Origin of the sequence: Paracoccus sp. 228 (assembly GCF_000967825.1) — a bacterium.
GTDB classification, from domain to species: domain Bacteria; phylum Pseudomonadota; class Alphaproteobacteria; order Rhodobacterales; family Rhodobacteraceae; genus Paracoccus; species Paracoccus marcusii.
Map to the genome: position 1 here is coordinate 175,024 of NZ_JYGY01000006.1, position 26,634 is coordinate 201,657.

Here is a 26,634-nt window from a genome sequence, read left to right on the forward strand (position 1 = left end):
GTCCTAACGGTGGCCGATCCAGCCACGATCATCGGTGAAGGCGCGTCCTGCCGCCAGCCGGACCGGACCGTATTCCGCCGGATAGGCGTCCACAGGGCCAAGCGGCGCGTCCGCTGCCGCCAGCATGATGTTGGCCAACCCACGGTCGCTGACCGGACCCTGGACTGCCTGGACATGGGGATAAAGCTCGCTCAGGATCGCGTGGATGCCCCGCGCCAGCGGGCCGTCGGGTGCGTCGATCAGGTTCACGTAGACCGGGCCGTCGACGATGTCGCGCAGACGGGCATAGGTTTCCCGCGTGGCCAGGTGCGCAGGAACCGACCCCGACGAGAACGCATCCATCACCACCGCGTCGAACCGCTGTTCGGTCCGGTTCAGAAACACCCGGCCATCGGCATGGACGATGCCAAGACGCGCGCCCTCCTCGCGGTCGATCATCGCGCCGGCCCAAGGCAGGCTGTCGCGGACCACGCGGGTGATCAGGGGATCGATCTCGACCGCGACGGCGCGGGCATCGGCGCGCGATTCCAGCAGCATCGCGGGCAGCGAATAGCCGCCCCCGCCGATGAACAGAACCGACGGCGCCGCGCCCAGGTCGCGGTCCATCCGCGACCAGATCCAGTCCGTATAGGCCAGCGTCAGGCGGTCGCCCCCATCGGCCGCGACGCGTTCGGCGGCCTGCTGGGTGCGGTCCGAATAAAGGCGCACCGCGCCGCCATGACGCTGTACGTCGATGCAGGACATCCCCGATTCGTAACGGCAAAGCGGCCCGCTGGCGGTGATCGCCGCGACCGCCACCGCGCCTGCCGCGACCGCAATCACGGCATCGGGCCGCGACAGGCCGCCCGCGCCCCCCTTGCCGCCCGCCCGCACCAGCGCGGCGCAGATCAGCGCCCCCGCGCCGCATCCGGCAAAGGTCGCCACCGATCCCACCAGCGGCAGCGTCACGAACCCCGCCAGCACCGCGCCCGCGATCGCCCCAAGCGATCCGGCCGCCAGGACCATGCCCAGGGACGACCCCTCGCGGCCGGGACGGACGTCGACGGCCATCTTGGCCAGGAAGGGCGACGGAAAGCTGACCAGCACGGATGCGGGAAAGAAGGCCAGGATCACCGCCAGAAGCATCCCCCCGGTGTCGCGCGCACCCAGGGCATAGATCAGCCCCAGGACCGCGGGCGAGGCCGCCATCAGCGCCGCCGTCGCCACCAGCGCCAGCCTGACGCTGCGCACGGCCACCGCGGGGTCGCGTTCGGCCACCAGCCCGCCAAGCGCGCTGCCAAGCGAGAACCCGGTCAGGATCGTGGCGATCACCGACGTCCAGGTCACCAGCGAGGTGCCGAAGAACGGCGCCAGCACGCGGCCTGCGGCGATCTCGTATGTCAGGCCGATGGCCGACAGCACGAGGATCAGGGTGATCGTGGTCCAGAACCGCATCGGGGTCTCCTTCCGGGGGCATCGTGTCGGGCCGGGTTGCCCTGCCACGGAACGCGGCGCAAGGGAATGGGTGCCCCTGTCACGCCGCCGCCATGCGGCCGCGTTATCTTGACCGGCGCCCGTGGCGCGGGCTAACCGCGCGGGACATGGCTTGCAAAGGACCCGTGATGCCCGACCGCGCCTATCCGACCCTGGCCCAGGCTGCGCGCATCTGGGCGCGGATCGGCCTGCTGAGCTTTGGCGGCCCCGCGGGCCAGATCGCCCTGATGCACCGCATCCTGGTCGAGGAGAACCGGTGGCTGGGTGAACGGCGGTTCCTGCACGCGCTGAACTACTGCATGCTGCTGCCCGGTCCCGAGGCGATGCAACTGGCCGTCTATATCGGCTGGCTGATGCACCGCACCCTGGGCGGGATCATCGCCGGGCTTCTGTTCGTGGTGCCGGGCATGGTGGCGATCATGGCCCTGTCATGGATCTATGCGATCTGGGGCGATACCGGCGCGTTGGAGGGTCTGTTCTTCGGCCTCAAGGCCGCGGTGCTGGCCATCGTGGTCCAGGCGGTGATCCGCATCGGGTCGCGCGCGCTGAGAAACGGCGTGATGATCGGCATCGCGGCGGCGTCCTTCGTCGCGATCTTCGCCTTTGGCGTGCCGTTTCCGGTGATCGTCCTGGGTGCGGCCCTGGCCGGGTTCCTCGGCGCGCAAGCCGGGCTGGCGGCGTTCCGGGGCGGCGGCGGGCACGGTGCCGCGGGCGGTGCGCCGGTCGCGGATGCCGACACGCTGCTGGGCGACGGCACGCCCGATCACACGCGGGTCAGCGCCGGGTGGGCCGCGCGCATATCGGCGGTGTTCCTGGGCCTGTGGCTGCTGCCGGTGGCCGCGCTGTTCCTGGCGCTTGGGCCCAAGGACGTCTTTGCACAGATCGCCGGGTTCTTCAGCGTGATGGCGGTGGTGACCTTCGGCGGCGCCTATGCCGTCCTGGCCTATGTCGCCCAGCAGGCGGTCGAGACCTATGGCTGGCTGGCACCCGGAGAGATGCTGGACGGGTTGGGCATGGCAGAGACCACGCCGGGGCCGCTGATCATGGTGACCCAGTTCGTGGGCTTCATGGGCGCGCTGCGCGAGGCGGGCGGCCTGCCGCCGCTGCTGGCCGGGACCCTGGGGGGGCTGCTGACCACCTGGGTCACGTTCCTGCCCTGCTTCCTGTGGATCTTTCTGGGCGCGCCCTTCATCGAACGCCTGCGCGACAACCACGCGCTGACGGCGGCGCTGACGGCGGTGACCGCGGCGGTGGTGGGGGTGATCCTGAACCTGGCGCTGTGGTTCGGGCTGCATGTGCTGTTCGACCGGCTGCGCCCGGTGGCCGCGATGGGGCTGGACCTGGACCTGCCGGTCTGGCGCACGCTGGACCCGGCGGCGATGGTGCTGATCCTGGCCGCGATGATCGCGGTCTTCCGCCTGCGCGCGGGGACGGTGCCGGTGCTGGCGGGCTGTGCCCTGGCCGGGCTGGCGCTGCACCTGGCGGGGATCGTCTGAGGCGCGGCGGATTTTTTCGACGCAGCCGGGAAGAGAACCGCGGCCGGTTGCGTCTATGACTGTATCATGACCCGGACACGCGACCCCATCCTGGATCTGCTGGCGCCGCTGCGCCGCTATGCCTTCGCGCTGACCCGCGACAGGGCCGAGGCCGACGACCTGGTCCAGGACGCCCTGCTGCGCGGCCACGAACAGCGCCGCCAGCTGGCCCCCGGCAAGGCGCCGGGACCGTGGCTGCGCGCGATTTTGCGCAACCGGTTCCTGGACCGCCGCCGCCACGACCAGGCCCAGTCCCGCCGCGAGGCGCAGTTCGCCCAGCTGACCCCCCTGGCCCAGGACGCGCCCCAGGACGACGCCCTGCGCCTGTCGCAGCTGCGCCAGGCCTTCCTGGACCTGCCCGACGACCAGCGCGAGGCGCTGGCCCTGATCGCGGTCGAAGGGCTGTCCTATGCCGAGGCAGGCCAGCTGCTGGGCATCCCGCCCGGCACGGTCATGTCGCGGGTGTCGCGCGCCCGCGCCCGGCTGCGCGCGTTCGAGGACGCGGCCCCCGCCCGACCGGCCCTCAAGATCATCGGAGGACGCGATGCTGAAGGATGATCCGCAGATCGGCCCCGCCGACCTGGACGCCTATGTCGACGACCAGCTGACCCAGGCCCAACGCGCCCAGGTCGAGGCGCATCTGTCGCGCCATCCCGACGCCGCCGCCCGCGTGATGCGCGACCTGTCGCTGCGCCGCGACCTGCGCCGGGCGCTGGCCGCGCCGTCCGCGCCGCGTCCGCTGCTGGGCGCCGCGCGGCGGCTTGCGACGGCGCGCCGGCGCGATGCGCAGCTGCGCCGGGTCCTGCGCATCGTGCCGGCCGCGCTGCTGGTGGGGCTGGGCTGGCTGGCCCATGCCGGCCTGGGGCCGCTGTCGGTGCGCGAAGGCGTCGCGGCATCGCCCGCCCCCGCATCGGTCACGGCGGCCCTGTCGGCGCATCAGGTCAGCCTGCTGCGTCTGGACATGACCTCGCAGCCCGGCATCAGCCGCCTGGACCCGGTCGAGATGCGCGCCGCCACCGGCATCGTGCTGCCCCGGTTTCCCGACGACTGGACGGTGCGCGACGCGCAGGTCTTTCCCTCGCCCCAGGGTCCGGGGATCGAGATCCTGTTCGACACGCCCGACCTGGGCACGATCAGCCATTTCGCGGTCCGCGCCGGCAGCTTCGACGTGACCCTGCCCCGCCTGCACCAGACGCCCGACCACGGCATCGCCTGGTTCCAGATCGGAGAGATCGCGCATGTGCTGGTCGCGGGCGACGACCATGCCGACCCGCTGCTCGCGACATCGGTCGCGCTGTCGGACACGCTCTACTGACATCAACCAACCGGAGGTTTTCATGCAACCCATCCGCCAGACCGGCCGCAGCGCCGGTTTCGCCCCCGCCGCCGTCCTGGACGACGGCCTGCGCGCGCACATGCTGCGCATCTACAACTACATGGGCCTAGGCCTGCTGGTGACCGGGCTGGTCGCGGTCGCTGTGGCCTCGGTCCCGGCGATCTACGTGCCGATCTTCAGCTCGCCCCTGCGGTGGGTGGTGATGCTGGCGCCGCTGGCCTTCGTGATGTTCCTGTCCTTCCGGATCGAGACCGTCTCGGCCGCCACGGCGCAGACGCTGTTCTGGGCCTTCTGCGCGGTGATGGGACTGTCGTTGGCCTCGATCTTCCTGGTCTTCACGGGCACGTCGATCGCGCGCGCCTTCTTCGGCGCCGCCGCCATGTTCGCGGGCATGAGCCTCTATGGCTACACGACCAAGCGCGACCTGTCGAAGTTCGGCAGCTTCCTGATCATGGGCCTGATCGGCGTCATCATCGCCAGCATCATCAACATCTTCCTAGGCTCGTCCGCGCTGCAGTTCGCGATCTCGATCATCGGCATCCTGGTCTTCGTCGGCCTGACGGCCTGGGACACGCAGTCGATCAAGCTGGCCTACAGCGAACATCACGATGCCGAGACGCACCAGAAACTGGCGGTCATGGGCGCGTTGTCACTGTACCTGAACTTCATCAACCTGTTCCAGCTGCTGCTGAGCCTGACCGGCCAGCGCGAGGAATAGGCCCCAGACAAGGACCGCATCCATGGACCAGAATGACCGCCACGCCATCGAGGGGCTGTTCGGCAAGCTTGGCCAGGCCGCCCAGGCCCAGCCCCATCGCGACCCCCAGGCCGAGGCCCTGATCGCCGACCTGATGGCCCGCAACCCCGGTGCCGCCTATTACCTGGCCCAGACCGTGATCATGCAGGAACAGGCGCTGGCCACTGCCGAACAGCAGATGCAGCAGGTGCAGGCGCAGCCCGCGCCGGCCTCGGGCGGGCTGTTCGGCAAGCTGTTCGGCGGCAGCCAACCCCAGCCCCGCCCGATGGCCCATCGCCCCGCGCCCCAGCCCTACGGCCAGCCCGCCTATGGCCAGCAGCCGCAGGGGTCGGGTCCGTGGAGCAGCGGTCGCCCGTCGGGCGGCGGCTTCATGGCCGGCGCGGCGCAGACCGCGATGGGTGTCGCCGGCGGCGTGCTGCTGGGCAATGCCATCGGCGGCATGTTCGCGGGCCCTGCCGACGCCTCGGAGATGGAGCAGGAGCCCGCGATGGAGGAGGACGCCGGCTTCGACGACCCGGGCTTTGACGACGGCGGTTTCGAGGAATGATCACCACGGCGCCCGGAACCCCCGGGCGCCGCCTTTCGGCAGACGGCATGGCGATGCGCCCTCGCCGCATTGGCGTTCCGCACCGTCGGTGCTGCGCCACGACGCCATCAGCACGATCGTCTTCGCCCTGCGATCCGAAGCCCGCGCCATCGCTGCCGGCGACGCCGGAACCTGCAATGCCATGATCGCTGGCAGCAGTGACAGCCGGGCAATGCGTGCCGACGTCCTTCCATGATACGACTGAACTTATCGGTCCGTTTCGGCGTTTCCCCGGAAAGCAGGAGGATGTCATGGCGTCACGTGCGGTCTGGAAGGGGCAGCTGCGCCTGTCCCTGGTGGCCATCCCGGTCGAGCTGCATGCCGCGACCAAGACCGGGGCGCGCGTGTCCTTCCGCCAGATCCACGGCCCCTCTGGCAAGCCTGTGCGCTATGAGAAGACCGTGGCCGGCATCGGGCCGGTCAAGAGTGACGACATCCTGAAGGGATACGAGACGGGCGACGGCAACTATCTGCTGCTGGAACCCGACGAGATCGACGCGATCAAGCTGGACACCAAGAAGACGCTGGAACTGGTGCAGTTCGTCGACCAGTCCGAGATACCGCCCCTGTACTACAACAAGCCCTATTACGTGGTGCCGACCGACGATCTGGCCGAGGACGCCTATCGCGTGGTCCGCGACGCCCTGCGGGCCGAGAAGAAGACCGCCCTGGGCCAGTTGACCATGCGCGGCCGCGAATACCTGTGCGCGATCCGACCCTGCGGCGACGGGCTGCTGCTGGAGACGCTGCGCTATGAGGACGAGATCCGCGAGGCGGAGCCGCTGTTCGCCGCGATCGAGGACGCTGCCAGCGACGCCGACCTGCTGGAGGTCGCGACCCAGCTGATCCGGCGCAAGTCCTCGGCGTTCGATGCCGATGCGTTCCGCGACCATTACGACCAGGCGCTGCGTGCGCTGATCGAGACGAAGCGCAAGAACCGCAAGACCCCCCGCGCCAAGGCGGCCGAGGACGACGACCGCCCGTCGGGTGGCAACGTCGTGGACCTGATGTCCGCGCTGAAGGAGAGCCTGAAGAAGGACGGCGGCAAGGCCAAGGCCAAGCCCGCCGCAAAGCCCGCGTCCAAGCCGCGTGCCAAGCCCAAGTCGAAATCCGCCTGACATGGCCGATCTGGGCGCCTATCTGGACAAGCGCGATTTCGGGGCGACCCCCGAACCGCAGGCGGACGGCACCCCTTCGGCGCTTGGGCTGCGCTATTCGATGCAGAACCACGACGCCACGCGGCTGCACTGGGACCTGCGGCTGGAATGGGACGGGGTGCTGCTGTCCTGGGCGGTGACGCGGGGGCCGTCGCTGGACCCGGTCAACAAGCGGCTGGCCGTGCGGACCGAGGACCACCCCCTGTCCTATCTGACCTTCGAGGGTACGATCCCGAAGGGCCATTACGGCGCGGGCACCGTGATGCTGTGGGATCTGGGCTGGTGGCAACCGCTGGAACCCGCGGCGCGCGGGCTGGCCAAGGGGCACCTGAAGTTCCGGCTGCACGGTCGGCGGATGACCGGCGACTGGAACCTGATCCGCATGGCGCGCCGGGACAAGCGCGACAACTGGCTGCTGGTCAAGATCGACGACGAGGCCGCGGGCCAGCGCGACCCGGTGGCGCGCTATCGCACCAGCGTGGCGTCCGGGCGCAGCTTTGCGGCGATCCGCGCGGACAAGGCCGCCTGCCTGCCCGACCATTCCGGCACCCGTCCCGGGCACCGGCCCGTGCAGCTGGCGACGCTGACGGACGATCTGGCCGATCACGCCACGCATTGGCACGAGCTGAAGCTGGACGGCTATCGCGCGCAGGTGGCGCTTGGCGCAGGTGGTCCGCGCGTCTTCACGCGGGCGGGCCATGACTGGACAGACCGTTTCGCCGACCTGATCCCCGCCCTGCGCGACATCCCCTGTGCCTCGGCCCTGATCGACGGAGAGATCGTGGCCGGCGCCGGGCTGCAGGGGTTCGGCACGCTGCAGGACGCGATCGCGGCGGGCGGGCCGTTCGGATACGTGGCCTTCGATCTGCTGCAGCTGGACGGGCGCGACCTGACGAACCAGCCCCTGACCGAACGCCGCGCTGTGCTGGAGGGCCTGCTGCGCCCCCTGCCGCCGATGGGCGCGGTGGCGCTGTCGCCCGTCATCCACGGCCCGGCGGACGAGGCGCTGGCGCTGATCTGCGGCAATGGCGGCGAGGGGGTGATCGCCAAGCGGACCGATGCCCCCTATCGCGGCGGGCGCAGCCGCGACTGGCTGAAGATCAAGTGCCGCAGGCAGGGCACCTTCCGCATCGTCGGCTGGCAGGCCAGCACCAGCCGCGGCAGGCCCTTCGCCTCGTTGGCGCTGGCCTGCGACCGGGACGGGGGACTGGCCTATATGGGCAAGGTCGGAACCGGGTTCGACCAGGACACGATGGCCGACCTTGCCCGGCGCATGGAACCGCTGGTGCGCAGGGACGCCCCCGTCGAGGCCCCCCGCCGGGAGGTCGCGGGCATGACCTGGATCGACCCGGACCTGACCGCCCGGATCGATTACGCCGAAACCACCGCCCAGGGTCGCCTGCGCCATGCGGTGTATCTGGGCCTGCACGATGAGGGTCCGCCGATGCGAACGCCCGCCCCGACCGTCGCGATCAGCAGCGGCGACCGCGTGATCTTTGACAAGCCGCGCCTGACCAAGGCGGGGCTGGCCGAGTATTATCGCGCGGCCGCACCGCTGATGCTGCCCGAACTGGCCGGGCGGCCCCTGTCCCTGCTGCGCCTGCCCGAAGGCATGGCCGGCGATCGGTTCTTTCAGAAGCACCCCGGCAAGGGCTTTCCCGCCGCGCTGAAGATCCAGCAGATCGCCGACAAGGACGGCGCACGCAGCCCCTATGCCTATGTCACCGACGTCGAGGGCATCCTGGGCGCGGTGCAGATGGGCACGGTCGAGTTCCACATCTGGGGCGCCCGTCGCGACCGGCTGGACCGGCCCGACCGCATGGTCTTTGACCTGGACCCCGACGAGGGCCTGGGCTTTGCCGCGACCCGCCGCGCCGCGCTGGAGCTGCGCGACCGGCTGTCGGGGCTTGGCCTGCGGTCCTGGGCGATGCTGTCGGGGGGCAAGGGCGTCCATGTGATCGTGCCGCTGCGCCGCACCGCGGGCTGGGACACGGTCAAGCTGTTCAGCCGCGGTGTGGCGATGCTGACGGCACAGGCCCATCCCGACCGATTCACCGCCGAGATGTCCAAGGCAAAGCGCAAGGGCCGCATCTTCGTCGACTGGCTGAGGAACGAACGCGGCGCGACGGCCATCGCGCCCTTCTCCGTGCGCGCCCGCCCCGGCGCGCCGGTGGCCTGCCCGGTCAGCTGGGACGAACTGGGGCGCATCCGCAAGGCTGGGGCGTTCTCGACCGCGCAGGCGCTGGAGCGGGGCTGGGCCGACACCGACCCGCCGCCCGCCCAGACCCTGTCGGCGGCCGTGATCGCGGCGCTGGACGCGGCGCTGACGGCATGATCCTTACGCGGCCCTTACGCCCCCGGCCAGGATCACGCATAGCATCCTGACGCGCGCCTGCGGGATGATCGGACATCACTCATCAAGGGGATGTTCATGTCCGACATCATCTATCTTCTGCTTGGCGCAGGCGGGTTTCTGGCCATGATGGCCGGAACGCGCGCGCTGGCCCGTTCGTGACGGGGCGCCGATGGTCGACCTGGTCCTTGGCCTTGCCGTCGCGGCGGGCCTGTTCGCCTATCTGGTCGTGGCGCTGATGCGTCCCGACCGGTTCTGATGGGGGCGCGTCCATGTCCCCTTTTCTTGTCTTCGCGCTCTACGGCGCCGTCACGGTCGGCCTCGCCTGGCTGCTGGCCGGTCACATGCACCGCGTCTTTACCGGTCGGCGCGTCTGGTCCAGCCCGCTGATCGCCCCGGTCGAACGGGCCTTCCTGTCGGCCGCGGGCGTCACCGCCGGGCGCGGCCAGACCTGGTCGGGCTATGCCATGGCCGTGCTGGTCTTCAACCTGGCGGGGTTCCTGCTTCTCTATGCGATCCTGCGGCTGCAGGGCATGCTGCCGTGGAACCCCCAGGGCATCGGCCCGATGGCGCCGGACCTGGCCTTCAACACCGCGATCAGCTTTGTCACCAACACCAACTGGCAGGCCTATTCCGGAGAGGTCCAGCTGTCCTACCTGTCCCAGATGGTCGGGCTGACGGTGCAGAACTTCGTCTCGGCCGCCACGGGCATGGCGGTCGCGGTTGCGATCGTGCGCGGCTTTGCCGCCAGGGGCGACGGCCGTTTGGGCAATTTCTGGGTCGATGCGACGCGGGCGGTCCTTTATATCCTGCTGCCGCTGTCGATCTTGGCGGCGGTGGTGCTGATCTGGCAGGGCGTGCCCCAATCGCTGTCGGCCTATGTCCGCGCGACCACGCTGGAGGGCGCAGGCCAAGTCATCGCCCAAGGTCCCGCCGCGGCCCAGATCGCCATCAAGCAGCTGGGTACCAACGGCGGCGGCTTCTTCGGCGTCAATTCGGCCCATCCGCTGGAGAACCCGACGATCCTGTCGAACATGATCCAGTCCGTCTATCTGCTGCTGATCCCGGTCGCCTTCTGCTTCCTCTTCGGGCGCATGGTGGGCGACCGGCGGCAGGGCTGGGCGATCTTCGCCGCGATGGGCGTGCTGTTCGTGGCTGGCCTTCTGCTGATGAACGCCCCCGAACAGGCGGGCAACCCCGCTTTGACCCAAGCCACCGGCATCACCGGCCCCAACATGGAGGGCAAGGAGGTCCGCTTTGGCGCCACCCTGTCGGTGCTGTGGGCCGAGGCCACGACCGCTGCGTCGAACGGGTCGGTCAACGCGATGCATGACAGCTTCATGCCCCTGTCCGGCCTGGTGATGATGCTGAACATGCAGGTCGGAGAGGTGATCTTCGGCGGCGTGGGGTCGGGCCTTTACGGCATGCTACTCTATGTCGTGCTGGCGGTATTCCTGGCCGGGCTGATGGTCGGGCGCACGCCGGAATACCTGGGTAAGAAGATCGAGGGGCGCGAGGTCACGCTGTCGGTCCTGGCCTTCCTGTCGATGCCCTTGGGCATCCTGGTCTTCGGCGCGCTGTCCGTGGTCATCCCCGCGGGCCTGGCCGCGGTGCAGGACGCCGGGCCGCACGGCCTGTCCGAGGTCCTTTATGCCTACAGCTCGGCCACCGGCAACAACGGCTCGGCCTTTGGCGGCTTCGGGGCGGCGGCGCCGTTCCACACCACCCTGCAGGGCATCGCGATGATCCTGGGACGCTATGCGATCATCGTGCCGATGCTGGCGGTCGCCGGATCGCTGGCCCTGAAGTCGCCGGTCCCGGCCACGGCGGGGACGTTCCCCACCCACGGCCCGCTGTTCGTCCTGCTGCTGGTCATCACCGTGCTGATCCTGGGCGCGCTGACCTTCTTTCCGGCCCTGGTCCTGGGCCCCATCGCCGAGCATGTCTCCATGCTGGGCGGGCAAACCTTCTGAGGCGTTCATCAATGTCGAAACATTCGCTTCCCGTGCCGTCGATGGGGGCGCTGGCCCCCGCGGCGGCGCGACAGGCGCTGGCCAAGCTGGCCCCGCGCCTGCTGCTCAAGAACCCGGTCATCTTCGCCACCGCCGTGGCGGCGCTGATGGTCAGCGTGCTGGGCCTGCGCGACCTTGCCCTGGGCGTATCCGGCGGCGGCGTCGCGGTCCAGATCGCGTTCTGGCTGTGGGCGGCCGTGCTGATCGCCAACTTTGCCGAGGCCCTGGCCGAGGGGCGCGGCCGCGCCCGCGCCGACAGCCTGCGCGCCACCAAGTCTGACACGATGGTCCGCGTGCTGCCCGCCCCCGATAGCGCACATGACGTCGCCACGATGGTCCCGTCGGCCAGCCTGAAGCAGGGCCAGATCCTGCTGGTCATGGCGGGCGACATCATTCCAGCCGATGCCGAGGTGATGCGCGGCGTGGCATCGGTCGACGAAAGCGCGATCACCGGCGAAAGCGCCCCGGTGATCCGCGAATCCGGCGGCGATTTCAGCTCGGTCACCGGCGGCACGCGCATCGTGTCGGACTGGCTGGTGCTGCGCGTCACCGCGGAACCCGGGCGCAGCTTCCTCGACCGCATGATCGCATTGGTCGAGGGGGCCGAACGCGGCAAGACCCCGAACGAGATCGCGCTGAACATCCTGCTGGCTGGCCTGACCCTGATCTTCCTCTTCGTGGTGGTCACGCTGGAGCCTTTCGCCCGCTATTCGGGCATCTCGATCCCGGTGGTGTTCCTGGCCGCGCTGTTCGTGACGCTGATCCCCACGACCATCGGCGGGCTTCTGTCGGCCATCGGCATCGCGGGCATGGACCGTCTGGCCCGCGCCAACGTGGTCGCGAAATCCGGCCGCGCGGTCGAGGCCGCGGGCGACGTGGACGTGCTGCTCTTGGACAAGACCGGCACGATCACCTTCGGCAACCGCATGGCCGACGCGCTGATCCCGGCGCAGGGCGTCTCGCCGCCCGATCTGGCCCGCGCCGCCTTTGCCGCCAGCCGCGCCGACGACACCCCCGAGGGCAAGTCCCTGGTCGATCTGGCCCGCCGCCAGCCCGGCGCGGACGCGCCCCTGGCCGACACGGCCGAGGCCATCGCGTTTTCCGCCCAGACCCGGCTGTCGGGCGCCGACCTGACCGACGGCACACAGCTGCGCAAGGGGTCGGTCGATGCGATCCTGCGCCATACCGGGGCGGCGATGGACACCGCGCTGGCCGCGTCGGTGGACCAGATCGCGCGGTCGGGCGGCACGCCGCTGCTGGTGTCGCAGGGTGCGCGCATCATGGGTGCGGTGCATCTGAAGGACATCATCAAGCCCGGCGTGCGCGAACGGTTCGGGGAATTGCGCGCCATGGGCATCCGCACGGTGATGATCACCGGCGACAACCCCCTGACCGCCGCCGCCATCGCGGCCGAGGCCGGCGTGGACGATTTCCTGGCCGAGGCCACGCCCGAGAACAAGCTGGAGCTGATCCGCGCCGAACAGGCCAAGGGCCAGCTGGTCGCCATGTGCGGCGACGGCTCGAACGACGCGCCCGCGCTGGCCCAGGCCGATGTGGGGGTGGCGATGAATTCCGGCACCTCGGCCGCCAAGGAGGCCGCGAACCTGATCGACCTGGACAGCGACCCGACCAAGCTGATCGAGGTCGTGCTGGTGGGCAAGCAGCTGCTGATCAGCCGCGGCGCGCTGACCACCTTCAGTATCGCCAACGACGTGGCGAAATACTTCGCCATCCTGCTCGCTCTGTTCATCGCCGCGTATCCGGGCCTCGCCGTCCTGAACGTGATGGGCCTGGAAAGCGCGCAGAGCGCGATCCTGTCGGCGGTGATCTTCAACGCGCTGGTGATCCTGGCGCTGATCCCGCTGGCGCTGCGGGGGGTGAAATACGCGCCCGCCAGTGCGGCGGCCCTGCTGCGGCGCAACCTGACGATCTATGGCCTGGGCGGCCTAATCGTCCCCTTCCTGGGCATCAAGGCCATCGACATGGCCGTGACCGCCCTGGGCCTGGCGTAAGGAGACAGCCATGATCGACCATATCCGACCCGCTTTGGCGACCCTGGGCCTGATGACCATCCTGACGGGGGTGGCCTACCCGCTGGCCCTGACCGGGCTGGGCCAGACGCTGATGCCGGAACAGGCCAATGCCAGCCTGATCGTCCGCGACGGGCAGGTCATCGGCTCGGCCCTGGTGGGGCAGGCCTTTGCCGCGCCGGGATACCTGCATCCGCGCCCGTCCGCGGTCGATTACGACGCGGCGGCGGCGGGGGCCTCGAACCTGGGGCCGACCAGCGCGGCGCTGATCGCCGATCAGGCGACCCGCGCGGCGAATTTCGTCGCATCGACCGGGGCGGCCAGCGTGCCGGTGGATGCCGTCACCGCCTCGGGCAGCGGACTGGACCCGCATGTCTCGCCCGAGAACGCGCGGGCGCAGGCCGCGCGCATCGCCGCGGCGCGAGGTGTGCCCCAGGCCCGGGTCGCGGCGCTGATCGAGGCGCAGGTCGAGCCGCGCTGGCTGGGCCTCTTCGGGGAACCGCGCGTGAACGTGCTGGCCGTCAATCTGGCCCTTGACGCGGCCTTCCCCGCGGCCCCCACTGGACCCCGAACCGAAGGCTGATCCATGACCGAGCTGCGCCCCGAACCCGACGCCCTGCTGGCCCAGGCCGAACGCGAGGGGCGCGGGCGGCTGAAGATCTTTCTGGGCGCGGCCCCCGGCGTGGGCAAGACCTATGCCATGCTGGAGGCCGCGCGGCGACGCGCGGCCGAGGGCGTGGACGTGGTCGCCGCCGTCGTCGAGACCCATGGCCGGGCCGAGACCGAGGCGCTGCTGCAGGGGTTGGACCTGCTGCCCAAGCGGGCGCAGTTCTATCGCGAGCGCATCCTGCACGAGATGGACCTGGACGCGCTGCTGGAGCGCCGCCCCCAGCTGGCCCTGATCGACGAACTGGCCCATTCCAACATCCCGGGATCGCGCCACGACAAGCGCTGGCAGGACGTCGAGGAGGTGCTGGCCGCGGGCATCGATGTCCTGACCACGCTGAACGTCCAGCACCTTGAGACGCTGAACGACCGGGTCGCGCGGATTTCGGGCGTGCGCGTGCGCGAGACGGTGCCCGACGCCGTCCTGGCCCGCGCCGACGAGGTCGAGCTGATCGACCTGCCCACAGAGGAGCTGATCGAGCGGCTGCGGGCGGGCAAGGTCTATGTCCAGGACCAGATCGCGCGGGCAGTGCAGAACTTCTTTTCCAAGGGCAACCTGACGGCACTGCGCGAACTGGCCATGCGCGCCGCTGCCGACCGCGTGGACGCGCAGCTGCGCGAGCACATGCGCGCCAATGCCATCGGCGGGCCGTGGCCCGCGCAGGAACGCATCCTGGTCGCGCTGACCGAAAGCCCGGTCGCACGCACGCTGGTGCGGACCGCGAAACGCATGGCCGACCGCGCGCGGGTCGAATGGGTGGCGGTCACCGTGACCTCGGCCCGGTCCGAGGCCCTGTCCGATCCCGACCGGGACGCGCTGGCCCAGGCCCTGCGCCTGGCCGAACGCCTTGGCGGCGAGGTGGCGACCCTGTCCGCCGCGGGCCCCGTCGCCGACGAGATCCTGGACTATGCCCGCCGCCGCAACGTCAGCCGCATCCTGCTGGGCCGCCCCCGGCCCCGTCCCTGGTGGCGGCGCATCGGCCGCCAGAACGTCGCCCGCGCCGTGACCGAGGCCGGCCGCGATTTCGAGGTGACGGTCGTCTCGGATCCGCAACGGACACCCACCCCGCCGGCGGTGCGCCACTGGTCCGTGGACCGCGACCCGCGCGCCTATGCCAAGGCCACGCTGACGGTGATCGCGGCCAGCCTGCTGGCCCTGTCGGCCGACCGGATCTTTCCCGTCACCTCGCTGTCGCTGATCTTCATGACAGGGGTGATCGTGGTCGCGGTGCGCCAGGGCCTGTGGCCGTCGCTTTATGCGTCCTGCCTCAGCTTCCTGACCTACAACTTCTTCTTCACCGATCCGCGCAACACGTTCCTGGTGATCCGCCAGGACCAGATCATGACGCTGCTGCTGTTCCTGATCGCCTCGGGGCTGACCGGCAACCTGGCCGCGCGGCTCCGCGACCGGGCTTTGGCACAGCGCGACATCGCGATGCGGACGAACCTGCTGTACGATTTCGCGCGCCAGGTCGCCGGCGCCGGATCCGCGGTCGAGGTCCTGCGCGCCGCCGCGATCCATGTCGGCGCGGCCCTGGGATGCGACACCGTGGTGATGCGCCCCGGCCCCCTGGGCCGCCCGGTGATCGAGGTGGCCGAACCGCCCCGCGACACGCTGGCCCTGCGCGACGCATCCGCCGCAGACTATGCCTGGACCCGCGGCGAGGAGGCCGGGCGCGGCTCGGGCACCCTGCCCGCCAGCGACTGGCTGTTCCTGCCCGTCGGCACCGAGGGGCGGCGGCTGGCCATCCTGGGCATCGCCTATCCCGACGGGCGCAGCCTGGCGCCGATGGACCGCCGCCTGCTGGACGCGATGACCGATCAGACCGGCATCGCGCTGGAACGCATCGCGCTGCAGGCAGACCTGGAACAGGCGCTGGTCACGTCCGAGGCCGAACGCCTGCGCGCGGCCCTGCTGTCCTCGGTCAGCCATGACCTGCGCACGCCTTTGGTGTCGATCATCGGCGCGGCATCGTCGCTGGCCGATCCGGCGCTGGACCTGGCCGCCCCCGCACGCGCCAGCATGGCCGCCACCATCCGCGACGAGGGCGAACGGCTGGACCGCTACATCCAGAACCTTCTGGACATGACGCGGCTTGGCCACGGCGCGCTGGTGCCCAAGCGCGTGCCCGCCGACCTGCGCGAAATCGCGGGCAGCGCGCGCCACCGCCTGCGCGGCGCGCTGCGCGATCACCGGGTCGAGGTCGCGGTCCCCGACGATCTGCCGCAGGTGCTGGTCGATCCGCTGCTGATCGAGCAGGTGGTGATGAACCTTCTGGACAACGCCGCGAAATACGCCCCCGAGGGCAGCCGCATCGACGTGACCGCGCGGGTCGACGGGGCAAGGGCCGAACTGTCGGTCGGCGACGACGGCCCCGGCATCCCGCCCGACGCGCGCGGCCGGGTCTTCGACATGTTCTATCGCGTGGCCGAGGGCGACGGTCAGCGCGCGGGCACGGGCCTGGGTCTTGCCATCGCGCGCGGCATCGTCGAAGCCCATGGCGGCACCATCGCCGCCCACCCCGCCCGCGCGGACGGGCGCGGCACCCGCATCACCCTGACCCTACCGCTGGATACGCCCGCATGACCCTGCCCGCCCGCATCCTGATCATCGACGACGAGGCCCCGATCCGCCGTTTCCTGCGGGTCGCGCTGGAGGCGCAGGGCCATCACGTGACCGAGGCCGCCACCGGCCGCGACGGCATCGAGGCCTGCGCCCTGACCACCCCCGAGGCGGTGATCCTGGACCTGGGCCTGCCCGACATGGACGGGCGCGCGGTCCTGGCCCGACTGCGCGAATGGAGCCAGGTCCCGGTCCTGGTCCTGTCGGTCCGCGCGTCCGAGGCCGACAAGGTCGCCCTGCTGGACGCCGGCGCACAGGACTACGTGACCAAGCCCTTTGGCATCGGGGAACTGCTGGCCCGCCTGCGCGGCCTTCTGCGCGACCGGTCGGGTGCTGCCCCGCAGGGGGCGGCGCTGCAGGTGGCCGACCTGACCATCGACGCCGCCGCCCGGACGGTCCTGAAGGGCGGCACCGAGATCCACCTGACCCGCAAGGAGTTCGACCTGCTGTGGCTTTTGGCGTCGAATGCCGGGCGGCTGGTGACGCAGGGCATGGCGCTGGAACATGTCTGGGGAAAGGCCCATCTGGAGGACAGCCACTATCTGCGCGTCTTCATCCGGCAGCTGCGCGCCAAGATCGGCGACGATGCGGGCAACCCGTCCTACATCTTCACCGAATCCGGGGTGGGATATCGCTTTGCATCGGGGTCGTGACGCGTCGGGCCTGCGGCCTTGGCGCATCTTCCCTTTGGTTTCGGGCTGCGCTATCGATGCCGCGCATTCCAGGAGACAGCGTTGATCCGTCGCGATTCCCAGACCGACAGACCGCAGCGGGCCCGGCTGACGCCGGGGCGCGCGCTGCGCTGGCTGTTGCTGGTGCCGTTCCTGATGCTGGCCACGATCAGCCAGGGCACGATGATCGAGGCCGCCCCCGCGGGCGGCGTGCGGATCGTTCTGTGCACCGGCACCGGCATGGTCAACGCGATCATGACCCCGGATGGGCAGGTCCATCCCGACGACCAGCCGGGTCGCGGTGGCCATCCCGGCACCCCGCCCTGTGACTGGGCGCTGCACGGCCAATCGGTGCTGGCCTCCCCCGCCGTCGACATGGCGCCGCCGCGGTTCCGCGAGCTGGACGCCGATTTCGGGACCGACATCCCCCTCCATCGTCGCCGGGCCGAGGTTCTGACCCCCGCCGCCCGCGGACCACCCGCCCTCGTCTGAGACCGACGCGACGACCGGGCCCGCCCGGTACCGCGACCGTCCGGCCGCCGCATTCCGGCCGCCGCGAACACGACCGTTCACAGATGAGACATGCCATGACGACCTTTCCCCTTCTGGCCGCGCTTGCGGTCGCGACCCTGCTGGCCCCTGCCGCATGGGCGCACGGCACCGGCGACGGTGCGGACCATGCAGGCCATACCGCCGCCCATGCGGCGCCCCTGTCCCTGCCCGACCCGGATGCGGCGTGGCAGGTCGGCGAGCTGACCGTCACCGCGCCCTATGCCCGCGCCACCCTGCCCAATGCCCCCGTCGCGGGCGGCTTTCTAACCATCGCCAATGAGGGCGCCGCGGACGACCGCCTGGTCGCCGCCACATCTGACATCGCCGGACGGATGGAGATCCATCAGATGACCATGGCGGGCGACATCATGACGATGGGCCCGGTAGAGGACGGCCTGCCGATCCCGGCGGGCCAGACCGTGGCGCTGCAGCCCGGCGGCTATCACCTGATGTTCCTTCAGCTGGCGGCCCCCCTGGTCCAGGGCGACAGCATCGACGTCACCCTGACCTTCGAGGGTGCCGGCGACATCACCGTGCCGCTGTCGATCCAGGCGTTCAACGCACGCGCGGCGGGCGATGCCCCGCAGGGCGCCGATCCGCACGCGGGGCATTGACCATGACCCGACAGACGCTTCGCCTGGTGCGGGTGCTGGCCTGGACCGCGGTCGTGGTGGCCGGCGCCGCGCTGCTGTGGGCCACGGTCCTGCGGCCCGCGCCGACCGACCACCAGGTCGCCATGCAGCAGTTGGGCAAGGGCGATTACACCCTTGTCACCGCGGATGGCCAGCCGTTCACCCAGGCCGATCTGCAGGGTCAGCCGACCGCCGTCTTCTTCGGCTTCACCCATTGCCCCGACGTGTGTCCCACCACCCTGGGCGAGGTCACCGCCTGGCAGGACGAGCTGGCCCGGGACGGCCAGACGCTGCGCACGCTGTTCATCACCGTGGACCCCGAACGCGACACGCGCGAGGTCCTGGGCGAATACGTGTCCTGGGTGCCCGGCGTCACCGGCATCACCGGAGAGCGGGCCGAGATCGACAAGGCCGTCGCCGCCTTTCGCGCCTTTGCGCAGCGGGTGCCGCTGGAGGGGGGCGACTATACCGTCAACCACTCGACCCAGGTGCTGCTGTTCGACGATGGCGGCGATTTCTTCGGTCTCGTGTCCTATCAGGAGGACCACGACCGCGCGATGGGCACCATCCGGCGCCTGCTGGCCAGCTGATCCCTGGGCGGCGCGGGTCCGCGCCGCCGCATCCCCACAAAACCCATAGGGAAACCCATGTCCGATGCGACCCTGGACGCCTCGCCCCGCCCGCGCGCGGCCACGTCCGATCTGTACCGCGCCGTCTGGCGCTGGCATTTCTATGCGGGACTGTTCGTCCTGCCGTTCCTGATCACGCTGGCCGTCACCGGCGCAGCCTATCTGTTCCGCGACGAGATCGACGCCATCATCCATGCCGACATCAAGCGGGTCGAGGTCGCGCAGACTGGCACGCTGAGCCCCGAGGCGATCGTCGCCTCGGCCGTGACCGCGGTGCCCGGCCGCGCGGTCAAGTACACCGACCCCCCAACGGCCGCCGCCTCGGCCGAGGTGACGGTCGCCACCGACGACGGGGGCCGCATGGCGGTCTATGTCAACCCCTACGAGGGTTACGTCCTGGGCGCGCGCCCCGACCGCAGCACGGTCATGTGGACGGTGCGCTATCTGCACAGCCTGCGCTATTTCGGGCCCGTCGCCCGCGGCGTGATCGAGATCGTGGGCGGTTGGACGATCCTGTTGGTCGCCACCGGCATCTATCTGTGGTGGCCGCGCGGCCAGGCGGGGGGAGTCCTGTCGGTCCGGGGCGACCGGCGCAGGCGCGTCTTCTGGCGCGACACCCATGCGGTGACCGGCATCGTGGTGGGCGGCTTCATCGTGTTCCTGGCGGTGACCGGCATGCCCTGGTCGCAGGTCTGGGGCGGCAAGGTTAACGAATGGGCCAACGGGCACAACTTCGGCTATCCGTCGGGCGTGCGCGTCGACGTGCCGATGTCGGACCAGCGCCTGACCGACACGGCACAGACATCGTGGTCGCTGGAGCAGGCGCGCGTTCCCGAAACCCCGCCCCCGGCCCAGGGTGCCGTACCCATCGGGCTGAACGCCGCCGTGGCGGCGTTCGAGCGGCTTGGCCTGCATCCGGGCTTTTCGGTGTCGCTGCCGTCCTCGACAACGGGGGTCTATAGCGGCTCGGTCTATCCTGACGACCTCAGCCAGCAGCGCGTCGTGCATCTGGATCAATACAGCGCTCAGCCGCTGCTCGACATGAGCTATGCCGATTACGGCCCCATGGGGCGCTGGCTGGAATTCGGCATCAACACCCATATGGGCCAGCAGTTCGGCCTGGCGAACCAGATCCTGCTGCTGGCCGTCTGCGGGGGCATCGTCCTGCTGGCGGTGTCCGGCGGGGTGATGTGGTGGAAGCGTCGCCCGTCGCGGTCGATGGGCGTGCCACCGATGCCCGCCGACCGCCGGGTGTTCCGCGGCCTGCTGGCCATCCTGGCGGTGGGTGGCATCCTGTTCCCGCTGACCGGCGCATCGCTGCTGGTCATGCTGGCGCTGGACACCGCGATCCGACGCCTGCGCTGCACGGGGTCGCGCGCCGCCGCCTGACCCTGCGCGGGGCCGCGCCCGGTCTCGGCGCGGTCTCGGCACTTTCATGGCACATCCGGGCGGAACATCGCGGGCATTTGGCGGTTCTATTGATCATAATGCATTTCACGAAAGCGATCCCATGGCCGCAACCGCCTATTCCCCGCACCCCATCGGCGCGCGGCGCCCCGTTCCCGGACTGTCCGTCCTGACCCATATGTCCGCGGGCCTGCTGGCCCTGCCGGTGGTGACAGATTACGCCTATCTGCAGACCACCGTCCTGATGTGGAAGGACTTTTCGTCCTGGCTGCTGTTCTTCGGCCTGATCGTGGCCGGGGTCGGCTGCGTGCTGTGGCTGATCGGTCTGCTGACGCGCCGCCCCGGTCCGTCCTGGGGCGCGGTCGGGATCTATGTGCTGGTGATGCTGGCCGCCTTCTTAAACAGCCTGCTGCATGCGGGCGACGGCTGGACCGCCATCATGCCCTGGGGCATCACGCTGTCCGTCGTGACCTGCGTGCTGATGCTGCTGGCGGCGGTGCTGAACCGTCGCGCCACCGCCCCCCTGTCCCTGCGCACCGCCTGAAAAGGACGCCATCATGACCATCTATACCTCCACCCTGCGTCGCAGGCTGATGCTGTCCGGTTCCGCCGTCCTGACGCTTGGCCTAGCCCTGCCGATGGCCGCCGCCGCGCAGGATTCCGAAGGGTTCGACATCACCAGCCAGATCGGTCCCGATCCGGTCCTGCCCGAACCGCAATTCGTCAATCCGCTGCCAAGCGTGAACGTGGCCGAGGTCGTAGGCTGGGCCGACGGCCAGACCCCGGCCGTCCCCGAGGGGCTGACGATCAGCGCCTATGCCACCGACCTGGTCAATCCGCGCACCGTCCATACGCTGCCCAACGGTGACGTGCTGGTGGTCCAGTCGCGCGCGCCGGAGGGTAAGCCGAAATACCGCCCCAAGGATTTCGTCCGCGGCTGGATCATGGCCTTTGCGGCGGGCGGCGGTGACGCCCCCCCGGCGGAAAGCAACCTGATCACGCTGCTGCGCGACACCGACCGCGACGGCACGGTGGACGAACGCCACGACCTGCTGACCGGCCTGCACTCGCCCTTCGGCCTGGCCTGGATCGACGACACGCTGTATGTCGCCGCCGCCGATGCGGTGATCTCCTATCCCTATGCCCTGGGCGACACGGTGATCGATGCCGAACCCACGACGGTCACGCCGTTGCCGGGCGGCCCGCTGAACCACCACTGGACCAAGGATCTGGCGCTCAGCCCGGACGGAACCATGCTGTACGCGTCGGTCGGCTCGAACTCGAACGCCGCCGAGAACGGGATGGAGGCCGAAAAGGGCCGTGCCGCCATCTGGCAGATCGATCGCGAAACGGGGGCGTCCAAGATCTATGCCTCGGGGCTGCGCAACCCGAACGGCCTGACCTTCAACCCCGACAGCGGCGCGCTGTGGGCGGTCATCAACGAACGTGACGAACTGGGGCCGAACCTGGTGCCCGACTACATGACCTCGGTCCAGGAAGACGCGTTCTATGGCTGGCCCTACAGCTATTACGGCGATCACGTGGACGCCCGTGTGCGCCCGGCACGGCCCGATCTGGTCGAGACGGCGATCGCGCCCGATTATGCGCTGTCCAGCCACGTGGCGGCCCTGGGTCTGGTCTTCACCAATGGCGCAGCGATGCCCGACGCCTTCGCGAACGGTGCCTTCGTCGGTCAGCGCGGCAGCTGGAACCGGGATGAGTTCAACGGCTACAAGGTGTCCTATGTCCCCTTCGCCGACGGCCGTCCGGACGGGATGATGCAGGATGTCGTGACTGGTTTCCTGGTCGACGGCAAGGTGCATGGGCGCCCAGTGGGCCTGGGCATCGACGGGACCGGCGCGTTGCTGGTCGCGGATGATGCCGGCAACACGGTCTGGCGCGTGGCTGCGGCCGATGGCACGGTGATCCCCGAACCGATCGACACGGACCGGATCGAAACGCCGGCGCCGACGCCCGCAGAACCGGAGGCCGCGCCCGAGACGCCCGCGCCGGCCTCCCCGGCGCCCGCGCCCGTGCCGGCGGCACCTGCGAACTGATCATCCTTGCGATCCGATGCCGCCATGCGATCATGGCGGCATCGTCATGTTGAAAAGGGGGCGCCATGTCGTTCAGCAGCTGGAAGGCCGACAAGGCCAAGACCGCCCTCATCGACGAGGCGCAGGCTTTGGCCGACAGGCTGGCAGACGCCAAGCCGCATTTCGTCGAGAGCAAGGCAGCCGCCGCATGGTTCTGGCAGGCCTTCCATCTGGCCGACGGCCAGGATCTGAACAGCCTCTCAGACTGGACCCCCGCCGCACGCAAACGGTTCGTGTCGGGGGCCGTCACGCGGATCGCGGCCCTGCGCAAGGCGCGCGAATATGACAGCAGCGACGGGCTGGCGATCTGGATGCACACCGCCTGTGCCCTGTCCGAACCGCAGATGCTGCCCGCCGTCCGCGCGATCTGGCAGCATGTCCGGAATGCCCCGCTGAACGCCGATTCCATGGCCAAGGACCTGATCGAGGATGCCGGTCTGACCTATGTCCCCGGTCGCCGGGTTCCGAACGGTTTCGGGCCGGACGACTAGGCTCCAGTCTCGTTAATTTTCAAAGCCAGGAGATGACAGTTGCGGCGAGAGCGATGGCGGACAGAAAGACCTTCGGGCACCTTTCGTAGCGGGTCGCAACGCGGCGCCAGTCCTTGAGCCTGCCGAACATGATCTCGATACGATTGCGCCGCTGGTAGCGGCGTTTGTCGTATGTGACGGGCTTGCCTCGGGACTTCCGGCCAGGAATGCAGGGCGTGATGCCCTTGTCCTGCAATGCTTCACGATACCAGTCGGCGTCATGGCCCCGATCGGCCAATAGCCATCCGGCCTCGGGCAGATTGCTCAGCAGGGCCGCCGCGCCGGTGTAGTCGCTGACCTGACCRGCTGTCATGAAGAACTTGATCGGGCGGACGTTCGCGTCCGTGACGGCATGCAACTGGTGTTCATGACACCCTTCGTCCGCCCAATCAGCCTGCCACGCCCCCCTTTTTCAACCGCAGGCTTGAAGCTGTGCGGTGCGCCTTGAGATAGGTGGCGTCAATCATCACTGTCTTCCGGTCGGCGGCTTCGGAAGCCAGTCCCTCCATCATCCGGGCGAAAACACCCATGTTGCTCCAGCGCTTCCATCGGTTGTAGAGGGTCTTCGGTGGACCATACTCTGGCGGCGCATCGGACCAACGCAAGCCATTACGATTGATGAAGATTATCCCGCTCAAGACCCGCCGATCATCGACCCGTGGGTCGCCATGGCTCTTTGGAAAGAACGGCCGCAGCCGCGCCATCTGCTCGTCACTCAGCCAAAAAAGATTGCTCATCATGCCCCCATCAGTTCGGGAGCGTGAAACACGCCGGCAAGGGGGTCGCAACCCGACTAATGGGTCATGACCCTAGGGCGTCTTGTCGCCCAGACCCTTGAACCAGGCGGCATAGGGGGTGTTCTGGACCATGTGTCGTCCCAGATCGGGGGCCCCATCCGTCCACCAGACCGGGCCGCGTTCGCCCAGCAGAACCTTGGCCGCATCCACGGCGCGGCGTGCCTTGGCCAGTGCCGTCGCATCCTCCGACGCCTTGGCCGCCTTGACCGCCCGCCGCGCATCCATCAGGGCTGCGACATGACGGGCGCGCGTGTCCGGGTCCAGGCCCGGATCGGATGCCCGCCACAACCGCCCCCGCACGACGATGTAACGCCCGTCCGGCGTCTGCAGGACGGAACCGCGATCAGCCATGACGCGCCATCCTGCCGCCCAGCCCCGCGGCCAGCATGGCCGGCACAGCCAGTGCTGTCAGCAGGGCCAGCGCGAAGGGGACCATCCCGTCGCCCCGCGACCACAGCAGCATCGCGGGCAGCTGCGCCATCGTCAGCATCAGCCCTGCCAGCCACGCACGCCGCACAAGCCACGCCCCCGCAAGCCCCGATGCCAGCAGCAGCGCCGGATAGGCCAGCGTCCAGTAGAGGCCGGCATCCCAAGGTTCCGCCACCCCCTGGACCGCGGCAAAGCCACCCCACAGGACGATGCCCGCGATGCCAAGGCACAGGGGTCTGACGATGTCGCGCGGGATCATGGCGGGCCTTCGGTTGCGATGCATTGCCATCGAAACACAGATGCGGCCTGGTTGCACCCCGCCTATGCGATGCGGGCCAGTGCCGCGTCGGGCCGCAGGGTGAACCGCGAGGTTGCGGGGTCGACCTGATACAGCCCGGCCCACCGCGCGGCGTTCCGCGCCAGATCATCGACCGCCGCGATGATCCGGTCGGCCTTGGCATCGTCCAGCAGCACCGAGAAGTTCAGCCGCACCCAGCCCGGCTTCTGGATGTCCTCTCCCTGCGCGATGCGGGCGGAGAGGGCCTCCGACTGCACCCGGTCGATCCCCAGCAGCCGGTGGGCATAGCTGCCCGCGCAGGCGCAGCCGCCGCGGGCCTGCACCCCATGGATGTCGGACAGCATGCGCGTGAACAGCTGGTGATGGACCAGCCCGCCCCGCCCGTCGCGGATGCGGAAGGACAGGATCGGCAGGCTGTCGGCCGGCGCATCCGGGGCCATCACCTGGATGGCCGGGTTGCCGCGCCACGCGGCCAGCGCCCTCTCGCGCAGGATGCGCCCGCGGGTGGTGATGACATCCTGACCCAAGGCCTCCTTCGCGATCATGGCCAAGGCCACGCGGATGTCGCCGATGACATTGGGCGTGCCCCCCTCCTCGCGCGCCGACAGCGAGGACGCATAGGCATGCCCCCAGGGCGACACGAAGCTGACCGTGCCGCCGCCCGGCAGCGTCGGCGTCGCCCGGCGCGCGATCGCGTCGCGGACGACCAGCACCCCCGATGCCCCCGGCCCCCCCGGAAACTTGTGCGGAGAGAACACGATGGCGTCCTTGGCCGCATCCGTTCCCGCCTGCATCGACATCGGGACATAGGGCGCGGCAGCGCCGTAATCCCAGATCGCCACCGCGCCATGTGCGCGCAGGATGCGGGTCACCGCATCCGTGTCGGTCAGGATCCCGGTCACGTTCGAAGCCGCCGAAAAGCTGCCCACCAGCAGATCGGCCCCCGCCTGATCGGCCAGCACCGCCTCCAGCGCGGGCAGGTCGGGCCCGCCGGTCGCAGCCTCGGGGATCTCGATGACCACGGCACCGCTTTCGCGCCAGGGCAGGATGTTGGAATGATGCTCATAGGGGCCGATGACCACCACCGCCCGGCCACCGCGCACCGTGATGCCCGCGATGTCCAGAAGACCCACAAGCCGGTTCAGGCCTGCGGTCGACCCCGACCCGGCAAAGATCGTGCTGTATCCCGGCCCCGCGCCGACCATCCCCGCCACGCAGGCCCGCGCCGCCTCCCTCAGCCCCGAACAGTAGGCGCCGACAAAGGACGCCTGCGTGTGGGTGTTGGCGTAATAGGGCAGCACGCGGGTCAACACGAACTCCTCGACCTGGCGCAGCGCGCGGCCCGAGGCCACGTAATCGGCATAGATCATCGGCACCGGACCGAACGGCCCGTCGATCACCACGTCATCGCCGATCAGCCCCGCCCGCAGGCCCGCGACGGCGTCGCCGGTCGTCAATATCGCCCGAAACTCGTCCAACTGTGCCATGAAAACTCCGATCCGGCCTGCGTTTCGCAATGACTATTCCCGCGACAGCGCGATTTCATTCCTTGTTTCTTGCATTCCGAAGGCGATATTGGGTCATATGACCCATGAACCGGGGGAACGGCGTGGACCGCATCGACAGGCGCATCCTTGAGGAGTTGCAACGCGACAGCGCGATCTCGCAGCGCGTGGTGGCGGAACGGGTCGGGCTGTCGCAGAACGCCTGCTGGCGACGGATGCAGGCGCTGGACAAGGCGGGCGTGATCCGCAACCGGACCGTGACGCTGGACCGCGACAGGCTGGGCATGGGGCTGGTCGTCTTCGTGATGATCAAGACCCGCCACCACTCCGCCGACTGGCTGGCGATGTTCCGCAAGCACGTGTCGGCCATTCCCGAGGTGATCGACTTTTTCCGGATCGGCGGCGAATACGACTATATGCTCAAGGTGGTGACGCAGGACATGGGACGCTATGACCTGTTCTATCAACGCCTGATCTCGGGCATTGAACTGCACACCGTCACGTCGCATTTCGCGATGGAGGCGATCGAGGAACAGCGACCCATCGCGCTTGCCTGACGG

The 26,634-nt window shown here is 69.6% G+C and carries 25 protein-coding genes and 1 pseudogene; 21 read left to right on the top strand and 5 right to left on the bottom strand.

Translation table 11 applies throughout. The features are described from left to right. Positions 1-3: 3 nt before the first annotated feature. Positions 4-1,434, bottom strand: a complete 1,431-nt coding sequence (locus SY26_RS17545) for a fused MFS/spermidine synthase (RefSeq protein WP_046001592.1) — start codon at positions 1,432-1,434, stop codon at positions 4-6. A gap of 167 nt (positions 1,435-1,601) precedes the next feature. Here SY26_RS17545 and chrA point away from each other — a divergent pair, with 167 nt between their 5' ends. The 20 genes from chrA to SY26_RS17645 all read left to right on the top strand — a co-directional run bounded on the left by chrA (position 1,602) and on the right by SY26_RS17645 (position 23,006). Further along, positions 1,602-2,969 (top strand): chromate efflux transporter, encoded by a 1,368-nt coding sequence (gene chrA / locus SY26_RS17550; RefSeq protein WP_052715350.1) that lies wholly within the window; start codon positions 1,602-1,604, stop codon positions 2,967-2,969. Positions 2,970-3,035: 66 nt separating this feature from the next. Continuing rightward, on the top strand, positions 3,036-3,566 hold the full coding sequence (locus SY26_RS17555) for a sigma-70 family RNA polymerase sigma factor (RefSeq protein ID WP_046001667.1): 531 nt from the start codon (positions 3,036-3,038) through the stop codon (positions 3,564-3,566). Then, positions 3,553-4,323, top strand: a complete 771-nt coding sequence (locus tag SY26_RS17560) for an anti-sigma factor (RefSeq protein ID WP_046001593.1) — start codon at positions 3,553-3,555, stop codon at positions 4,321-4,323. The genes SY26_RS17555 and SY26_RS17560 overlap by 14 nt, the downstream gene beginning before the upstream one ends. A 22-nt stretch (positions 4,324-4,345) precedes the next feature. Continuing rightward, positions 4,346-5,062: a Bax inhibitor-1/YccA family protein gene (locus tag SY26_RS17565; RefSeq protein WP_045982107.1), complete on the top strand. Its 717-nt coding sequence runs from the start codon at positions 4,346-4,348 to the stop codon at positions 5,060-5,062. A 22-nt stretch (positions 5,063-5,084) separates the two neighbouring features. Beyond that, entirely contained in the window at positions 5,085-5,648 is a 564-nt protein-coding gene (locus tag SY26_RS17570) for a DUF2076 family protein (protein ID WP_046001594.1), read from the top strand. 290 nt (positions 5,649-5,938) lie between these two features. Beyond that, on the top strand, positions 5,939-6,805 hold the full coding sequence (locus SY26_RS17575; protein ID WP_045982105.1) for a Ku protein: 867 nt from the start codon (positions 5,939-5,941) through the stop codon (positions 6,803-6,805). 1 nt (position 6,806) lies between these two features. Further along, a complete protein-coding gene (gene ligD, locus SY26_RS17580; RefSeq protein ID WP_046001595.1) occupies positions 6,807-9,179 on the top strand; it encodes a DNA ligase D in 2,373 nt (790 codons plus the stop codon). A gap of 190 nt (positions 9,180-9,369) precedes the next feature. Continuing rightward, positions 9,370-9,456 carry a K(+)-transporting ATPase subunit F gene (gene kdpF, locus SY26_RS22240; RefSeq protein WP_045982103.1) on the top strand — a complete coding sequence of 29 codons (87 nt, stop codon included), beginning with the start codon at positions 9,370-9,372 and terminating at the stop codon, positions 9,454-9,456. A gap of 13 nt (positions 9,457-9,469) precedes the next feature. Continuing rightward, complete coding sequence (gene kdpA / locus SY26_RS17590; protein ID WP_046001596.1) at positions 9,470-11,170, top strand: potassium-transporting ATPase subunit KdpA; 1,701 nt, start codon at positions 9,470-9,472, stop codon at positions 11,168-11,170. Between the two features lie 11 nt (positions 11,171-11,181). Next, complete coding sequence (kdpB, locus tag SY26_RS17595) at positions 11,182-13,221, top strand: potassium-transporting ATPase subunit KdpB (protein ID WP_046001597.1); 2,040 nt, start codon at positions 11,182-11,184, stop codon at positions 13,219-13,221. Between the two features lie 10 nt (positions 13,222-13,231). Further along, positions 13,232-13,822, top strand: coding sequence for a potassium-transporting ATPase subunit KdpC (kdpC, locus tag SY26_RS17600; RefSeq protein WP_046001598.1), 591 nt, complete (start codon positions 13,232-13,234; stop codon positions 13,820-13,822). A 3-nt stretch (positions 13,823-13,825) separates the two neighbouring features. Further along, positions 13,826-16,492 (top strand): sensor histidine kinase KdpD, encoded by a 2,667-nt coding sequence (locus SY26_RS17605; protein ID WP_046001599.1) that lies wholly within the window; start codon positions 13,826-13,828, stop codon positions 16,490-16,492. Continuing rightward, a complete protein-coding gene (locus SY26_RS17610; RefSeq protein WP_046001600.1) occupies positions 16,489-17,181 on the top strand; it encodes a response regulator in 693 nt (230 codons plus the stop codon). The genes SY26_RS17605 and SY26_RS17610 overlap by 4 nt, the downstream gene beginning before the upstream one ends. A gap of 81 nt (positions 17,182-17,262) precedes the next feature. Beyond that, positions 17,263-17,691, top strand: coding sequence for a DUF2946 family protein (locus SY26_RS17615; protein WP_052715351.1), 429 nt, complete (start codon positions 17,263-17,265; stop codon positions 17,689-17,691). A gap of 95 nt (positions 17,692-17,786) precedes the next feature. Continuing rightward, a complete protein-coding gene (locus tag SY26_RS17620; protein WP_084693908.1) occupies positions 17,787-18,365 on the top strand; it encodes a copper chaperone PCu(A)C in 579 nt (192 codons plus the stop codon). A 2-nt stretch (positions 18,366-18,367) separates the two neighbouring features. Next, positions 18,368-18,973, top strand: coding sequence for an SCO family protein (locus SY26_RS17625; RefSeq protein WP_046001601.1), 606 nt, complete (start codon positions 18,368-18,370; stop codon positions 18,971-18,973). A gap of 57 nt (positions 18,974-19,030) precedes the next feature. Continuing rightward, positions 19,031-20,401 (top strand): PepSY domain-containing protein, encoded by a 1,371-nt coding sequence (locus SY26_RS17630; RefSeq protein WP_046001602.1) that lies wholly within the window; start codon positions 19,031-19,033, stop codon positions 20,399-20,401. Positions 20,402-20,522: 121 nt separating this feature from the next. Continuing rightward, on the top strand, positions 20,523-20,963 hold the full coding sequence (locus SY26_RS17635) for a DUF2231 domain-containing protein (protein WP_052715352.1): 441 nt from the start codon (positions 20,523-20,525) through the stop codon (positions 20,961-20,963). A 13-nt stretch (positions 20,964-20,976) separates the two neighbouring features. Then, a complete protein-coding gene (locus SY26_RS17640; RefSeq protein ID WP_232303385.1) occupies positions 20,977-22,476 on the top strand; it encodes a sorbosone dehydrogenase family protein in 1,500 nt (499 codons plus the stop codon). Between the two features lie 65 nt (positions 22,477-22,541). Next, complete coding sequence (locus SY26_RS17645) at positions 22,542-23,006, top strand: hypothetical protein (protein WP_046001603.1); 465 nt, start codon at positions 22,542-22,544, stop codon at positions 23,004-23,006. 19 nt (positions 23,007-23,025) lie between these two features. Here the strand turns inward: SY26_RS17645 and SY26_RS20610 are convergent. The 4 genes and pseudogenes from SY26_RS20610 to SY26_RS17670 form a co-directional block, all read right to left on the bottom strand. Further along, positions 23,026-23,782 (bottom strand): annotated as a pseudogene (locus SY26_RS20610) (IS5 family transposase). Positions 23,783-23,854: 72 nt separating this feature from the next. Continuing rightward, positions 23,855-24,193, bottom strand: a complete 339-nt coding sequence (locus tag SY26_RS17660; protein ID WP_046001604.1) for a hypothetical protein — start codon at positions 24,191-24,193, stop codon at positions 23,855-23,857. Then, the gene (locus tag SY26_RS17665; RefSeq protein WP_046001605.1) at positions 24,186-24,530 is read right to left on the bottom strand and encodes a hypothetical protein; all 345 of its coding nucleotides are present in this window, start codon (positions 24,528-24,530) and stop codon (positions 24,186-24,188) included. Before SY26_RS17665 ends, SY26_RS17660 begins: the two co-directional genes overlap by 8 nt. Positions 24,531-24,592: 62 nt before the next feature. Then, positions 24,593-26,056 carry an aminotransferase class V-fold PLP-dependent enzyme gene (locus tag SY26_RS17670; protein ID WP_046001606.1) on the bottom strand — a complete coding sequence of 488 codons (1,464 nt, stop codon included), beginning with the start codon at positions 26,054-26,056 and terminating at the stop codon, positions 24,593-24,595. A 104-nt stretch (positions 26,057-26,160) separates the two neighbouring features. On the opposite strand from SY26_RS17670, the gene SY26_RS17675 reads away from it, so the two are divergent. Further along, the gene (locus SY26_RS17675; RefSeq protein ID WP_045982091.1) at positions 26,161-26,631 is read left to right on the top strand and encodes an Lrp/AsnC family transcriptional regulator; all 471 of its coding nucleotides are present in this window, start codon (positions 26,161-26,163) and stop codon (positions 26,629-26,631) included. Positions 26,632-26,634: the final 3 nt, after the last annotated feature.

Coding starts and splice junctions, on each gene's coding strand:
- SY26_RS17545 (WP_046001592.1), bottom strand. CDS start 1,434: ATGCGGTTCTGGACCACGATCACCCTGATCCTCGTGCTGTCGGCCATC.
- chrA (WP_052715350.1), top strand. CDS start 1,602: ATGCCCGACCGCGCCTATCCGACCCTGGCCCAGGCTGCGCGCATCTGG.
- SY26_RS17555 (WP_046001667.1), top strand. CDS start 3,036: ATGACCCGGACACGCGACCCCATCCTGGATCTGCTGGCGCCGCTGCGC.
- SY26_RS17560 (WP_046001593.1), top strand. CDS start 3,553: ATGCTGAAGGATGATCCGCAGATCGGCCCCGCCGACCTGGACGCCTAT.
- SY26_RS17565 (WP_045982107.1), top strand. CDS start 4,346: ATGCAACCCATCCGCCAGACCGGCCGCAGCGCCGGTTTCGCCCCCGCC.
- SY26_RS17570 (WP_046001594.1), top strand. CDS start 5,085: ATGGACCAGAATGACCGCCACGCCATCGAGGGGCTGTTCGGCAAGCTT.
- SY26_RS17575 (WP_045982105.1), top strand. CDS start 5,939: ATGGCGTCACGTGCGGTCTGGAAGGGGCAGCTGCGCCTGTCCCTGGTG.
- ligD (WP_046001595.1), top strand. CDS start 6,807: ATGGCCGATCTGGGCGCCTATCTGGACAAGCGCGATTTCGGGGCGACC.
- kdpF (WP_045982103.1), top strand. CDS start 9,370: ATGGTCGACCTGGTCCTTGGCCTTGCCGTCGCGGCGGGCCTGTTCGCC.
- kdpA (WP_046001596.1), top strand. CDS start 9,470: ATGTCCCCTTTTCTTGTCTTCGCGCTCTACGGCGCCGTCACGGTCGGC.
- kdpB (WP_046001597.1), top strand. CDS start 11,182: ATGTCGAAACATTCGCTTCCCGTGCCGTCGATGGGGGCGCTGGCCCCC.
- kdpC (WP_046001598.1), top strand. CDS start 13,232: ATGATCGACCATATCCGACCCGCTTTGGCGACCCTGGGCCTGATGACC.
- SY26_RS17605 (WP_046001599.1), top strand. CDS start 13,826: ATGACCGAGCTGCGCCCCGAACCCGACGCCCTGCTGGCCCAGGCCGAA.
- SY26_RS17610 (WP_046001600.1), top strand. CDS start 16,489: ATGACCCTGCCCGCCCGCATCCTGATCATCGACGACGAGGCCCCGATC.
- SY26_RS17620 (WP_084693908.1), top strand. CDS start 17,787: ATGACGACCTTTCCCCTTCTGGCCGCGCTTGCGGTCGCGACCCTGCTG.
- SY26_RS17625 (WP_046001601.1), top strand. CDS start 18,368: ATGACCCGACAGACGCTTCGCCTGGTGCGGGTGCTGGCCTGGACCGCG.
- SY26_RS17630 (WP_046001602.1), top strand. CDS start 19,031: ATGTCCGATGCGACCCTGGACGCCTCGCCCCGCCCGCGCGCGGCCACG.
- SY26_RS17635 (WP_052715352.1), top strand. CDS start 20,523: ATGGCCGCAACCGCCTATTCCCCGCACCCCATCGGCGCGCGGCGCCCC.
- SY26_RS17640 (WP_232303385.1), top strand. CDS start 20,977: ATGACCATCTATACCTCCACCCTGCGTCGCAGGCTGATGCTGTCCGGT.
- SY26_RS17645 (WP_046001603.1), top strand. CDS start 22,542: ATGTCGTTCAGCAGCTGGAAGGCCGACAAGGCCAAGACCGCCCTCATC.
- SY26_RS17660 (WP_046001604.1), bottom strand. CDS start 24,193: ATGGCTGATCGCGGTTCCGTCCTGCAGACGCCGGACGGGCGTTACATC.
- SY26_RS17665 (WP_046001605.1), bottom strand. CDS start 24,530: ATGATCCCGCGCGACATCGTCAGACCCCTGTGCCTTGGCATCGCGGGC.
- SY26_RS17670 (WP_046001606.1), bottom strand. CDS start 26,056: ATGGCACAGTTGGACGAGTTTCGGGCGATATTGACGACCGGCGACGCC.
- SY26_RS17675 (WP_045982091.1), top strand. CDS start 26,161: ATGAACCGGGGGAACGGCGTGGACCGCATCGACAGGCGCATCCTTGAG.